The organism is Streptomyces sp. CA-278952 (assembly GCF_028747205.1).
Lineage (GTDB): Bacteria > Actinomycetota > Actinomycetes > Streptomycetales > Streptomycetaceae > Streptomyces.
Window position 1 is genome coordinate 1,606,669 of sequence record NZ_CP112880.1, and the last position, 12,057, is coordinate 1,618,725.

Annotated in this window: 14 protein-coding genes; 5 read left to right on the plus strand and 9 right to left on the minus strand. The window is 71.9% G+C overall.

Going from position 1 to position 12,057, the window contains the following annotated elements; translation table 11 throughout:
• Positions 1-7: 7 nt before the first annotated feature.
• The 5 genes from N7925_RS06955 to N7925_RS06975 form a co-directional block, all read right to left on the minus strand.
• Positions 8-589: a hypothetical protein gene (locus N7925_RS06955; protein ID WP_274343366.1), complete on the minus strand. Its 582-nt coding sequence runs from the start codon at positions 587-589 to the stop codon at positions 8-10.
• A gap of 57 nt (positions 590-646) precedes the next feature.
• The gene (locus N7925_RS06960) at positions 647-1,723 is read right to left on the minus strand and encodes a FecCD family ABC transporter permease (RefSeq protein WP_274343367.1); all 1,077 of its coding nucleotides are present in this window, start codon (positions 1,721-1,723) and stop codon (positions 647-649) included.
• Positions 1,720-2,757 (minus strand): FecCD family ABC transporter permease, encoded by a 1,038-nt coding sequence (locus N7925_RS06965; RefSeq protein ID WP_274343368.1) that lies wholly within the window; start codon positions 2,755-2,757, stop codon positions 1,720-1,722. The genes N7925_RS06960 and N7925_RS06965 overlap by 4 nt, the downstream gene beginning before the upstream one ends.
• 141 nt (positions 2,758-2,898) lie before the next feature.
• Complete coding sequence (locus tag N7925_RS06970) at positions 2,899-3,948, minus strand: iron-siderophore ABC transporter substrate-binding protein (RefSeq protein ID WP_050357027.1); 1,050 nt, start codon at positions 3,946-3,948, stop codon at positions 2,899-2,901.
• Positions 3,949-4,236: 288 nt separating this feature from the next.
• Positions 4,237-5,202 (minus strand): hypothetical protein, encoded by a 966-nt coding sequence (locus N7925_RS06975; RefSeq protein ID WP_274343369.1) that lies wholly within the window; start codon positions 5,200-5,202, stop codon positions 4,237-4,239.
• A gap of 161 nt (positions 5,203-5,363) precedes the next feature.
• Here N7925_RS06975 and N7925_RS06980 point away from each other — a divergent pair, with 161 nt between their 5' ends.
• Positions 5,364-5,582: a hypothetical protein gene (locus tag N7925_RS06980; RefSeq protein ID WP_274343370.1), complete on the plus strand. Its 219-nt coding sequence runs from the start codon at positions 5,364-5,366 to the stop codon at positions 5,580-5,582.
• Here N7925_RS06980 and N7925_RS06985 read toward each other — a convergent pair.
• Positions 5,576-6,391, minus strand: coding sequence for a helix-turn-helix transcriptional regulator (locus tag N7925_RS06985; RefSeq protein ID WP_274346413.1), 816 nt, complete (start codon positions 6,389-6,391; stop codon positions 5,576-5,578). The two genes, N7925_RS06980 and N7925_RS06985, sit on opposite strands and share 7 nt — an antisense overlap.
• A 116-nt stretch (positions 6,392-6,507) precedes the next feature.
• On the opposite strand from N7925_RS06985, the gene N7925_RS06990 reads away from it, so the two are divergent.
• The gene (locus N7925_RS06990; RefSeq protein WP_274343371.1) at positions 6,508-6,948 is read left to right on the plus strand and encodes a hypothetical protein; all 441 of its coding nucleotides are present in this window, start codon (positions 6,508-6,510) and stop codon (positions 6,946-6,948) included.
• Between the two features lie 128 nt (positions 6,949-7,076).
• Positions 7,077-8,594 (plus strand): cryptochrome/photolyase family protein, encoded by a 1,518-nt coding sequence (locus N7925_RS06995; RefSeq protein WP_274343372.1) that lies wholly within the window; start codon positions 7,077-7,079, stop codon positions 8,592-8,594.
• Between the two features lie 163 nt (positions 8,595-8,757).
• On the opposite strand, the gene N7925_RS07000 is transcribed toward N7925_RS06995, so the two are convergent.
• Positions 8,758-8,967 carry a DUF397 domain-containing protein gene (locus N7925_RS07000; RefSeq protein ID WP_274343373.1) on the minus strand — a complete coding sequence of 70 codons (210 nt, stop codon included), beginning with the start codon at positions 8,965-8,967 and terminating at the stop codon, positions 8,758-8,760.
• The gene (locus N7925_RS07005) at positions 8,954-9,790 is read right to left on the minus strand and encodes a helix-turn-helix domain-containing protein (RefSeq protein ID WP_018957020.1); all 837 of its coding nucleotides are present in this window, start codon (positions 9,788-9,790) and stop codon (positions 8,954-8,956) included. Before N7925_RS07005 ends, N7925_RS07000 begins: the two co-directional genes overlap by 14 nt.
• Before the next feature lie 186 nt (positions 9,791-9,976).
• Here N7925_RS07005 and N7925_RS07010 point away from each other — a divergent pair, with 186 nt between their 5' ends.
• Both N7925_RS07010 and N7925_RS07015 read left to right on the plus strand, forming a co-directional pair.
• Positions 9,977-10,372 carry a hypothetical protein gene (locus tag N7925_RS07010; protein WP_274343374.1) on the plus strand — a complete coding sequence of 132 codons (396 nt, stop codon included), beginning with the start codon at positions 9,977-9,979 and terminating at the stop codon, positions 10,370-10,372.
• The gene (locus tag N7925_RS07015; protein ID WP_018957022.1) at positions 10,369-10,599 is read left to right on the plus strand and encodes a hypothetical protein; all 231 of its coding nucleotides are present in this window, start codon (positions 10,369-10,371) and stop codon (positions 10,597-10,599) included. The genes N7925_RS07010 and N7925_RS07015 overlap by 4 nt, the downstream gene beginning before the upstream one ends.
• Positions 10,600-10,649: 50 nt before the next feature.
• On the opposite strand, the gene N7925_RS07020 is transcribed toward N7925_RS07015, so the two are convergent.
• On the minus strand, positions 10,650-11,993 hold the full coding sequence (locus N7925_RS07020; RefSeq protein ID WP_274346414.1) for an aminotransferase-like domain-containing protein: 1,344 nt from the start codon (positions 11,991-11,993) through the stop codon (positions 10,650-10,652).
• Between the last annotated feature and the right edge of the window lie 64 nt (positions 11,994-12,057).

Genomic DNA, 12,057 nt, shown 5'->3' on the forward strand with positions numbered 1-12,057 from the left:
AGACGGCTCAGGACTCCTCGAAGTAGGCGTCCAGGACGGTGTCCAGCTCGGCCGGCCAGCCCTTGAGCTCGGCGCGGCTCGCCGCCTCGACCTCGGCGTTGAACCAGCGGCGGCTCGACAGATGGACGGTCACCGTGAACCGGCGGCCGAAGCGCGCCGGGGTGGTCTCCACCGCGCCGATCTCGTCCCAGAGGAACTCGGCCTCCTGGTCGTCCAGCGTGAAGCGGACGCCTTCCCGGGCCACCCGGATCGAACCGCGCCGGTCGCTGACCTCGAAGACGGGGCCGTCCTCGACGGCATCGCCCTCGGCCCCGCTCGCTGCCTCCGCAGCGGCGTCGCCCGCCTCCGCTTCCGGTTCCCGGTCGGCGTCGGTCTCCCCCACGGCCGCCAAAGCCCTGTCGTCGCCTTCCGTCTCTGTAGCCGACCCCGACTCCGGAACAGCGTCCTCCGACTCAGGAACTGCGTCCTCCGATTCCGGTTCGGGCTTCCGGGTCGCGACGGGTGCCGCCAGTCCGGGCAGGGGGATGAACGCCGGGTCGGTGCCTGCGGCGAACTCGGGCTTCTTGTTCGAATCTATGCTCTGCTCCACGGCGGGCAGTATGGTCGACGAACCTGTACGTGACCAGTCGTCACCGTCCCGGGCCGCTCAGAGCACGCCCTTGCGCCATTCCCGTACCAGCAGATAGCCGAGGTACGCGCCGCCGATCGCCATCGTGTAGATCCCGACCGGCAGGTCGTCGAAGAGTGCCAGCTGCTGGGAGCAGAGGTCCGCGAGCACCAGCAGCAGGCCGCCGGTGAGGGCGGAGAGCAGCAGGTGCGGGCCGGAGCCGCGGGGGAGGCGTCTGGCGATCTGCGGCGCGGTCAGGGCGATGAAGGCGATGGGACCCGAGACGCTGACCGCGGCGGCCGAGAGGGCGATGGCCAGGACCACGGCGAGGGTCTTGGCCTTCTTCGGCTCGGAGCCGAGCCCCTCGGCGATGTCGTCGCCCATCTCTCCGATGTCGAGCCGCCGGGAGATCAGCGCGGTCAGCGGGGCCGCGGCGAGCAGGACCAGCCAGATGGTGGTGGCGTCGGTCCAGGAGCGAGCGGTCAGGCTGCCGTTGACGTAGGCGGTGAGGACGGAGGCCTTGTCGCGTTCCAGGGCGTAGACGACGTACTGGGTGACGGCCGCGCCCATCGCGGCGACGCCGATCCCGGCGATGACGAGCCGGGCGGGGTTACGGAAGCCGGTGCCGGTGGAGACGTACACGAGGGCCATCGCGATGACCGCGCCGATGAGCGCCCCGATGGCGACCGGGATTGTGTCGGGGAACATCAGGGCGCAGATCGCGGCGCCCGCGCCGGCCCCGGCGGAGAGCCCGATGACGTCCGGGCTGCCGAGCGGGTTGCGGGTGACGGACTGGAACAGGGCGCCGGAGAGGCCGAGCGCCGCGCCGACCCCGATGGCGACGGTGAGACGGGGGCCGCGCAGCCGGTTGAAGACGAACCGGTCCTTGCCCTCGGCGTCGCCGACGAGCGCGGGGGGCAGGTCGGCGAGGTCGATGCCGAGGCGCCCCCAGGCCAGCGTCGTGACGGCGGCCGCGAGGAGGAGGACGAAGAGCCCGGCGCCCGCGAGGACGGAGGCCCGGCGCATGGGTATCGCCACCGTGCGGCCGACGACCAGATAGCCGCGGGGGGCCTGGGGAGCCTTCCGTACGGGGGCGGTCTGTTCGGTGACGGTCATGAGGTGCCCCGCATCCTGCGTACGGCGATGAGCAGCGCGGGTGCGCCGATGAAGGCGGTGACGACGCCGACCATGAGTTCGGTGGGGCGCATCACGACCCGGCCCACCACATCCGCGAGGAGCAGGAGAGTGGGGCCGAGCAGGGCGGAGAAGAGGATCTGGGCGCGGAAGTCCACGCCGACCAGGGCCCGTACGACATGCGGGACGGCGAGGCCGACGAAGGCGATCGGGCCGACGGCGGCGGTCGCGGCGGCGCTGAGCAGCGTCGCGGCGAGCAGTCCGCCGCCCCGGGTCCGCCCGGGGTGCGAGCCGAGCGCGACAGCCGTGGCGTCGCCCAGGGCCAGGGCGTTGAGGCCGGAGCCCAGGGCGAGGGCGAGCAGGAAACCGAAGGCGGCGAAGGGCAGTACGGACCAGAAGACGTCGAAGTCCCGGCCGCCGAGCGCTCCCACGACCCAGTAGCGGTAGCTGTCGAAGACCTGCGGTTTGCTGAGGGTCACCGCCTGGATGAACGCCATCAGCACGGCGGTGAGCACGGCTCCGGCGAGCACCAGGCGCACCACGCTCGTCCCCGTACCGGCGGAGCCGATGACATGGACGAGGACACCGGCGACCAGCGCACCGGGCAGCGCCCACCACATGGTGGCGGTGGCGCCGGAGGCGCCGAACCAGGCGGTCGCGGCGACGATGCTCGCGGAGGCGCCGGCGTTGATGCCCAGGAGTCCCGGTTCGGCCAGCGGGTTGCGCGAGACGCCCTGCATGAGGGTGCCTGCGACCGCGAGGCAGAGTCCGGCGAGGACGCCGAGGACGGTGCGCGGGTAGCGGCTCTCGATGATGACGGTGATGTTGGGGTCGGCGGTGCCTCCGAGGACGTCGACGACATCACCGAGCGAGGTGCTGCGACTGCCGAACATGACGCTCGCGCAGAGCGCGAGGGCCAGCGCGGCCAGACCGAGGAGCAGGAGGAACGCCAGCCGAGCGGCGGCGGTACGGGGGGTACCGGCGCCGCTCGGCGGTGCGACCGTGGTGGTTGCCATGGGAGTGGAGTGTGCCTTGTGGGCTCGACGGCGCGGATACCGGTCCGCTTGGTGGGTCCGGCGGTCCGGATACCGGTCCGCTTGGTGGGTCCGGCGGTCCGGATGCCGGTCCGCTCGGTGGGTCCGGATGCCGGTCCGGAATTACTTGCCGGCGGTCTTGACGGCCTTGTCGATGATCGGCAGGTAGCGCTCGATCGTCCAGGGCACGGTCAGCGGGTTGATGATCGAGGAGGCGGTGACGAAGGAGTTGTCGTTGCTCGCGACGACGGCGCCCTTCTTGATCGCGGGGATCGCGCCGTACAGCTTCTGGCCCTCGATCTCCTTGCGGTTCTTCTCGTCCGTGTAGAACGTGAAGACGAGGTCGCTGTCCTTGAGCTTCTCGGCGTTCTCCAGGCCGATGAGGGCCGAGTCGGTGCCGGGGGTCTCCTTGAAGCCGTTGACGACCGGGTCGACCTTCAGGCCGAGCGAGGAGACCATCTTGACGCGCTGCTCCTCGGGCTTGAAGACGCCGAGGGTGCCGGGGCCGGAGTTGTAGATGTAGGAGAAGGTGACGTCCTTGTAGTTCGGCCGGGTGGCCGCGGCGTCGGCGAGCTGCTTCTCGATCTTCGTCTTGAGACCGTTCGTGTCCTCGGTCCGGCCGAGCGCCTTGCCGATGATGTCGATCTGCTGGTCCCAGTCGGTGCTCCACGCCTGGTCGGGGTAGGCGACCGTGGGGGCGATGTCCTTGAGAACGTCGTACTGCTTCTGCGTGATGCCCGACCAGGGGGCGAGGATGACGTCCGGCTCCAGCTCGGTGATCGCCTCGAAGTCGATCTCCTCACCGCCCGTGAACTGCTTGGGCAGCTTGTCGCCGGACTTCTTGACCGCCTCGTTGATCCACGGGAGGTAGCCGGACTTGTCGCTGCCCCAGGGGTAGCTCTCGATGCCGACCGGGGTCTGGCCGAGGGCTATCGCGGTCTCGGCGGAGCCCTGGCCGAGGGTGACGATGCGCTCGGGCTTCTCCTCGATCTTCGCGGTGCCGAGCGAGCTCTTGATCGAGACGGGGAAGGCGCCCCCGCTCTTCGCCGAGTCCTTCGCCCCGTCCTTGTCGCCGTCGCCGTCCGAGGAGCAGCCGACCAGGGCGACGGCGAGGGCGACGGTGGTGGCCGTCGCGGCGAGGGTGTGGCGGCGCACGCGGGTGAAGCCGAGCATGGAGGGTCCTCAGGTTGGCCGAGCAAGTAAGGTTAGGTAAGCCTAAGCCAGAGGCGTCGGCACCTCAACAAGCCCCCCTCACGCACCACCGGACACCGGGGCCGCGCGGCGGGGTCGCCGGGCCTCACGCCCCTCCTCGGCGCGTCGCCCCGAGGGGGAGTGGATCCGTGGACTGGCCCCGGGGACAAGGCTGTTGCTCACCGGGACCACCGGCGAACCCTCTCCGCCCGTACGCGCTCCGCCCGTGTGCTGATCGTTATGCGGTCCGCCCGGGGCTACGCGCCGCGCTCAGTGTCCGTGCTCGGCGGACTCCTCGTTCTCCGGCACGGGATCCCCGGCCGCCGCTCCCCCGGCGTGCACGGTGAAGGCGGCCGTACGGACCTTCCCCTCGTGCCGGAAGTCGAGGAAGAGGCGGTAGGCGCCCTTGCTCGGGGCGGTCGCGGTGAAGGAGACCTCCGGTCCCGGCTTCGTCCGCCCGTCGCCCGGTTCGCCGTTCGGGTGGACGTGGAGGTAGGCCAGGTCTCCGGCGCGCAGCGCGACGAGGTGGCCGTACGCACCGAGGTAGGGCTGGAGATCGGTGACCGGCTTGCCGTCCTTCTCGACCTCCAGCTTCAGCTCGCTGCCCGCACCGGGGCGCAGCGCACCGTCGAGCGTCACCTCGTACCCGTCGACGGTCGCCGTCCGTTCGGCCTTCGGCAGCGCCTCGGGGCGCGCGTCGCCCGATACGGCGAGGTCGGCGCCCAGGGTGATGCCCTCGGCGTTCTTCACGTCCGGGGTGAAGTCGGCGAAGACCCGGTAGCCGCCGGCCTCGGGGAGCTCGACGGGGGTGGACCAGGTGCCGTCGGCGGCCCGCTCGGGGTGCAGGTGCCGGTAGGTGGTGAGGTCGCTCGACGCCACGATCAGGTGCAGTTCCTTGTCGTGCTCGCGGCGGAACGCCGTCACCTTGCGGGAGGTGTCCTCGTCCACGACGGCGAAGCGCAGCTCGGCGGGCTCACCCGCCTCGACCCGCGGGGTGCTGAGGTCGAGCGCGTAGCCCCCCTGGGAGATCTGCAGGCCGCCGGGAAGCTCCGGGGCCTCACCCGCGCGCTTCTCCCCCGCACCCTTCTCCGCCGCCTCCTTCGCGCCGTGGCCGTCCTGGTGGGACGGCCCCTGCTCGGCGACGGCGGGATCCATGACCCCGCCCACCGCGTACGCCGACCCGAAGGTCGCCGCGAGCGCTGCGGCGAAGGCCGTGATCTTGAGACCGGTATGCATGGCCCACTCCTTCGTCAAGGTCGCCGGGACGCGACCACTCACCACCCAAGATACCCCCCAGGGGTATGAAGTCAACTGGAGGGTGACCTTGTGGCGAGGGCACGAGGACAGGAAGGATCCCGCTCACCGGCTGGACCGAAGCGGATGGGAACGGGGATTCCATGGGGGCGTTCGTCGCACTGATGGCGGGACTGGGCGGGGCGGCCGTGTGGTGCGCGGTGGTGCTGGTCCGGCGCGGGCGTCGCGGGCCCACCGAGAACGCGGACGGATTGCTGATCGAGCAGGCGGCCCGGCTGCGGGCGCAGCAGATGAAGACCGACGGGCGCGCCTTCCGGGCCCACCCCCACGGGGAGCGCGGCTCAGGACAGCGGCGTCACTGACCCTCGGGGCCCATCGCCGCCAGGGCGCGCAGCAAGGTCTCCGTCTGCTCGTCCATCGGGAAGAACGACTCCACCGCGAGTTCCGAGAGGGTCACGTCCGCGGGGGCGCCGAAGGTGGCGATGGTGCTGAAGAACGCCATGTCGCCGAGCGGCGTGCGGATGCGCAACGGGACGACGATGCCCGTCGGGTCCACCGGCCCGGGGTAGGCGTCGAGGTCCGGCGGGGCCGGGTAGGCGGACACCTCCTCGTACAGCTCCCGCAGATCGCGGTGGCCGGTGGCGTCGGCCTGGTGCCGCAGCCGGCCGAGTGCATGGGCGCGGACCTGGGCGAAGTTCAGGCACTGGGAGGCCAGGCCCTCCGGATGGAGGATCAGCCGCATCACGTTGCCGCCGGACTCCGTCAGGTGCGGCGGCACGGTGCCGAGCAGGAGGGACATCGCGTCGTTGCGGTCGACGATGTTCCAGATCCGGTCGATCGCCGCGGCCGGGTACGGCTCGTGGCCGGCCAGCATCGCCCTGACCGCGGAGCGGACCATGGCCATCCGCTCGCTGTCGAGCGGCGACTCCCGGTACGCGGGGGCGTAACCGGCCGCCAGCAGCAGGCCGTTGCGGTCCCGCAGCGGGACGTCGAGGTGCTCGGCGAGCCGGAGGACCATCTCCCGGCTCGGCCGGGCACGGCCGGTCTCCACGCAGGAGAGGTGCCGGGTCGAGGAGTCCGCCAGCAGCGCCAGGTCGAGCTGGCTGAGCTTGCGGCGGCGGCGCCAATCCCGGAGCAACAGGCCCACCCGGAGCGGTTCTTCGGTCTCCATGACCTCACCGTATCCGTGGTCCGCCGTCCACGCGTCCATGACCTGGGAGGTCATGGAGTGCCGGCCCCTGTGCGTGGCACGGTGTCACCGACCCCACCGGCCGAAGGAGATCCGAGATGACGTACGCCCTCACCCCGTCCACGGCGGCGGCTCCCGCACGGGACGCCGCCCGGTTCCTCCGTCTGGTGCTGCGCGTCGACAGTGTGAGCACTGCCGTGATGGGGGTCGTGCTGGTCGCGGCGGCCGTGCCGCTCGGCTCCGCGACCGGAATGCCGGTGGCCTTCGCCGTGGCGTTCGGGATCTTCCAGATCGGCGGGGCGGCCTCCCTCGCACTGATCGCCGGCTATCCGGTGATCCCGCCCGCCCTTGCCAGGACCGTCGTCGCGGTGAACGCCCTGTGCGCGGTCGGGTGCGTGGTGACGGCTTTCGCCGACTTCGTGCCGCTCAACGGGTTCGGGGTGGTGTTCCTGCTGATCGGCGCCCTGATCGTGGCGGTCTACACCGCGCTCCAGTACACGGGGCTGCGGCGGATGACGGCGGCGTCCTTGTCACGGTAGTGCCATGCACCGCCCGGCGGACGGCAGCTCGACGACACCCTCCAGGGCCCGGCGTGGCGTCACGAGGGCCTTCCCTGCCGTCCCTAGCCTGGCCGGAGCGGTACCCGACGGCAGGACAGGCGCACCTCATGGCACCACGCACCCACTGGCTCTTCGGGGACCAGCTCGGCCCCCACTTCCTGGACCCCCGCCGCGGCGGACCGGACGCACACGCCCCCGTCCTGATGATCGAGGCCCGATCCGTGCTGCGCCGACGCCGCTTCCACCGGGCCAAGGCCCACCTCGTCCTCTCCGCGATGCGGCACCGGGCGGCCGAACTGGGCGACCGCGTCCGTTACGTACAGTCCGAGACCTACGCGGACGGGCTGGCGGAGGCGGGGGTCGGCGGGCGCGGAAACCGCCTGACGGTCTGCCACCCGACCTCCCGCGCGGCGCTGGACTTCGTGACCGCCCGGGAGGAGGTCGACGTCCTCCCGGCCCGGGGCTTCCTGCTGCCGCATGCGGAGTTCGGGGCGTGGGCGAACGAGCACACGGGCGACCGCCTGCGGATGGAGGGCTTCTACCGGTGGGTCCGCCGGCGCCACGAGCTGCTCATGGACGGCGACGAGCCCGCCGGGGGAACGTGGAACCTCGACCACGACAACCGCGAGCCGCCGCCCCGAGGTCGTCCGACCCTGGAAGAGCCCGCTCCGTACAGCCCGGCCGAGGACGAGATCGACGACGAGGTACGCCACGACCTCGACCGCTGGGAACGGGACGGGGAGGTCTCGTTCGTCGGCCGCGACGGCCCCCGCCGCTTCCCCGTCACCCGGCGGGAGGCGCTGGCCGCGCTCCGGCGCTTCGTCTCGCACCGCCTCGGCGACTTCGGACGCTACGAGGACGCGATGCTCGCGGGCGACCCCGTGATGAGCCACAGTCTGTTGTCGGCCCCCCTCAACCTGGGACTTCTGGACCCTGCCGAATGCGTCGAGCGTGCCGAGAAGGCCTGGCGCGCGGGCGAGGCCCCGCTCAACAGCGTCGAGGGTTTCGTGCGCCAGATCGCCGGCTGGCGGGAGTACGTGTGGCAGCTCTACTGGCACTTCGGCGAGGACTACCGGGGCCGCAACGCACTCCGCCACACCGCCCCGCTGCCCGACTGGTTCCTCGACCTGGACGCGGAGGCGGTCACCGCGAACTGTCTGTCCACCGTGCTGGCCCAGGTCCGGGACACCGGCTGGACCCATCACATCCCGCGCCTGATGGTGCTGGGCAGCCGCGCTCTGCAGGACGGCTGGGACCCGGCTGCCGTGACCGACTGGTTCCACCGCTGCTTCGTGGACGGCTACGACTGGGTGATGCTCCCCAACGTGGTCGGCATGTCGCAGTACGCGGACGGCGGCCGGATGACGACCAAGCCATACACCTCCGGCGGCGCCTACATCAACAGGATGAGCGACCTGTGCGCCCCCTGCGCCTACCGCCCCACCGACCGGACCGGCGAACACGCCTGCCCGTACACGGCGGGCTACTGGGCCTTCCTGCACCGCCACAGGACCACCCTGAGCGCCAACCACCGCATGGCGAGGGCGGTCAGGGGCCTGGACCGGCTGAAGGACCTCGACGAGCTTCTGGAGGAGACCTCGGATCGGGGGGACCGGGCACCGTGAGAAGCGCGGCAACGGCCCCCCGGGGCGCGGCTCTCGGGCCGTCAACGCACCCCGCGAGCCGCGCCCGGCATCGCCGCTTGTCACCTGGTTCGCCGCTCGTTACCGGCACCCCGATGGCCCTCGCTGAACGTGTCAGCGAGAACCATCTCGTACAAGATCGGGATCAGGCGCTCAGCTCGCCGTTCCGGACAGCAGACACGAACGACGACCAGCCGCTGGCCGCGAACGCGAGCACCGGGCCGTGCGGGTTCTTGCTGTCGCGAACCGGAACAACCGGGGCGAAGCCGTCTGCAACCTCAAGGCATTGGCCGCCGTCCTGGTTGCTGTAGCTGCTCTTCCGCCAAGTGGCTGCGTTCAGATCACGGGCTCGCACGTGCTTCCTCCAGGATGCGCAGAATGAACTTCCGCGACTCGGCTGGTGAAAGAGCCAGGTCGCGCACCGAATCGTACGCACGTTGCAGCCGCTCAACCGGTACAGATTCCTCGATGAGTTCGCCCCTGTACCCGTTCTCGGCATACGCCACGGTACGCCCATCGGGCAGGCGGAGGAACATGACATCGGCGTTAGTGAGGCCATGCAGACCCGCTCTGAACGGTGCCACCTGCAGTGTCACGTCCTCCCGCTCTCCGACCTCCAGCAGATACTCCAGCTGCGCCTCCCACTCCCTCCGGTCGCGCAGTGGGGTCCGCAACACTGCCTCGGACAGGATGGTCCGGAACTGCGGCACGTCCTCACCAGCGAGCAGCTCCCGCCGACCCATCCGAGCCTCGACCTGCTGGTCCAGCGCCTCGCCCCTGAGCCCGCCCGACGCCAAGATCTCCCGCGCGTACCCCGGCGTCTGCAACAACCCCGGCAGCACGCTCACCGCGAAGTGCCACATGCTCACGGCCTCCGCCTCCAGCGCCATGTACCGCCGGTAGCGCTCCTTGAACTGGGTCTTGTCACTGACCGCCAACTCCCACAGCGCCAGCAACAGCCCAGGCGTCCCGTAGTGCGTGTCCAGCGCCTGGACGACCTCCGGGCCGCCGACCGTCTCGCCCTTCTCCATCTTGCCGAACAGCGACCAGTCCCAACCCAGCCGGTCGCCCAGTTGCCGCAGGCTGTGGCCGCGTGCCGTGCGCAGGAGGCGTAACTCCTCCGCGAACCGTGCTCGTGGTTCCCTGCTGCGGCCCGTGACCGCTCGCCTCGTCGGCATCGCGCCCTCCGTGAAACGTGGAACGTGTGGAACTTGCGGATCCGGCCGGGGAAGCTCCCCCGGCTTCGGCAGGACTCCGCCCCTGACCAGGACATTCTCGTAACGAGTCCCTCACGCACGGTAGTTCACGACCTGCGGCCGGGGCGCAGGTTCCGCGCGACAACCAGCCGAAAGAAGAGGCCCCACATGTCCTCCAAGCCGCCCCTCCCCCGCCGGACGCCCCAGCACACCTCCGTCACCCCCGCCGCCACCACCGCCCACGTCCCGGTTCCGCCCGGCGGACTCCCTGGCGCGGCCAAGGTCCAAGAAGCCCTGGACGCACGCGATGCCCTTGCCACCGCCCTGTCCCGGGCCGGTATCCAGCTTCCCGCGATGGACGTCCGTACCCCGTGGGCCGACGCCCTCCGCGAGGACGGCACGCCCTCCCCGTACGGCGGCGGCGGCGAGAACACCGACGACCCCGCGCAGCCGGCAACGGAGCGGTCCGGTGAGGTCCGCTACGCCCTCGTCCACCTCGGCGTGTGCTCCGCGCCCGTGGCTCACGCCCTCGCGACGGCGATCACCGACGGGCTGGCCCGGTGACCGAGGACGGTGTCCCCGGGATCGGGGTGGCCGTCCACGACAGCGGGAGCGGCCGGGTCGGGCTGGTGACGGGCCGGAGCAACCCGTACGTGCTGCTCCGGCCGCTCGGCGGGGGCCGGGCGTGGGAAGCCGATCCAGCCCACCTACGACTGCTCAGCCGGGCCGAGTTCCTGAGCGCGCAGCTCGCCGAGGTCAACGCCCGCAGTCGGCACCCGCACCCCTTCTGACCTCGGCAGCCGCCACCGGCGCCACGTCAGCGGACTGAAAGGGCACGCCCTCACTCCCCCGCGCAGTCCTCCGGGGCGGACCGGGCGAGGTCGGCGAGGGTCGCGAGGGACCGGGCGAGGGTTTCCCGGGTGGGTGACGCCAGGCCGAGGCGGATCGCCTGCGGGCCCCGGGGGCGGCCCGCGGCGAACGCCGCGGCCGGGGTCACCGCGATGCCGTGCCGCGCGGCGGCGGCCACGAAGGTGTCGGCGCGCCAGGGGGCGGGCAGCTCCCACCAGCGGTAGTACGAGGAGGGGGCGCTGCGGGTCCGGAAGTCGCCGAGGTGCCGGCGGGCGATCTCCTGACGGACCCCCGCCTCGCGCCGCTTGGCCCGTACGAGGATGTCGACGGCGCCGTCCGCCTGCCACTGCGCCATCGCCTCCAGGGGGAAGCGCATGGGTGTCCAGCCGCCGGAGCGCAGGGCCCCCGCGACCCGGCCCGCCGTCGCGGCGGGGGCCACGGCGAATCCGAGGGACAGCCCCGGGGAAAGGCGTTTGGAGAGGCTGTCGACGAGGACGGTCCGCTCGGGGGCCCGCGAGGCGAGGGGCGCCGCGTCGTCCCGGAGGAAGGACCAGACGGCGTCCTCGATCGCGTGGATCCCCGATGTCAGCAGCACCTCGGCCAGGTGGTCGAGCCGCCGCGCCGGCATGGTGAGGGAGAGCGGGTTGTGGAGGACCGGCTGTACGTAGACGGCGTGCAGCGGATCCGCGCGGTGCGCCTCCTGGACCGCCTCCGGTATCAGGCCGTCCTCGTCCATGGCCAGCGGAACGAGGGTGACGCCGAGCCGGGCGGCGATGGCCTTCAGCACCGGATACGTGAGCTCCTCGACGCCCAGCCGGGCGCCCGGCCGGGTCAGCGCGGCGACGGCGGCGGAGATGGCCTGCCGGCCGTTCCCGGCGAACAGGATCCGTGCCGGGTCGGGCCGCCATCGCCCGCGCGTGAGGAGATCGGCGGCCGCCTCGCGGGCGGCGGGGGTACCGGCGGGCCCGACCGGGCGGAGCACCGACTCCAGCCGGTCGGAGCGCACGAGCTTCTCCAGGCCGGCGGCGAGCAGCCCGGCCTGTTCGGGGACGACAGGGTGGTTGAGCTCCAGGTCGACCCGGCTGTCGGCGGGCTCGGAGAGGGCCGGGGCGGGGGCGGGAGCGCCGGGCGCCTCCGTGACGAACGTCCCGCGTCCGACCTGGCCGACGGTGAGGCCCCGGCGAGCCAGCTCCTGGTAGACGCGGGCGGCGGTGGAGTCGGCGATGGCGTTCCGCCGGGCGAACTCCCTCTGCGGAGGCAGTCGTTCTCCACTCTTCAGCCTCCCCGCCGCGATCTCCCTCGCCACCGCGTCGGCGACGGACCGGAAGTCCTTCACGGGCTTCGTCTCCCTGGTAATCGGCTCCACCTCCCTGGTGAGCAGCGTCGAATCCCTGGTGAGC

Coding starts and splice junctions, on each gene's coding strand:
- N7925_RS07005 (WP_018957020.1), bottom strand. CDS start 9,790: ATGCCGACGAGGCGAGCGGTCACGGGCCGCAGCAGGGAACCACGAGCA.
- N7925_RS07010 (WP_274343374.1), top strand. CDS start 9,977: ATGTCCTCCAAGCCGCCCCTCCCCCGCCGGACGCCCCAGCACACCTCC.
- N7925_RS06975 (WP_274343369.1), bottom strand. CDS start 5,202: ATGCATACCGGTCTCAAGATCACGGCCTTCGCCGCAGCGCTCGCGGCG.
- N7925_RS06985 (WP_274346413.1), bottom strand. CDS start 6,391: ATGGAGACCGAAGAACCGCTCCGGGTGGGCCTGTTGCTCCGGGATTGG.
- N7925_RS06960 (WP_274343367.1), bottom strand. CDS start 1,723: ATGACCGTCACCGAACAGACCGCCCCCGTACGGAAGGCTCCCCAGGCC.
- N7925_RS06980 (WP_274343370.1), top strand. CDS start 5,364: ATGGGGGCGTTCGTCGCACTGATGGCGGGACTGGGCGGGGCGGCCGTG.
- N7925_RS06970 (WP_050357027.1), bottom strand. CDS start 3,948: ATGCTCGGCTTCACCCGCGTGCGCCGCCACACCCTCGCCGCGACGGCC.
- N7925_RS06995 (WP_274343372.1), top strand. CDS start 7,077: ATGGCACCACGCACCCACTGGCTCTTCGGGGACCAGCTCGGCCCCCAC.
- N7925_RS06990 (WP_274343371.1), top strand. CDS start 6,508: ATGACGTACGCCCTCACCCCGTCCACGGCGGCGGCTCCCGCACGGGAC.
- N7925_RS06965 (WP_274343368.1), bottom strand. CDS start 2,757: ATGGCAACCACCACGGTCGCACCGCCGAGCGGCGCCGGTACCCCCCGT.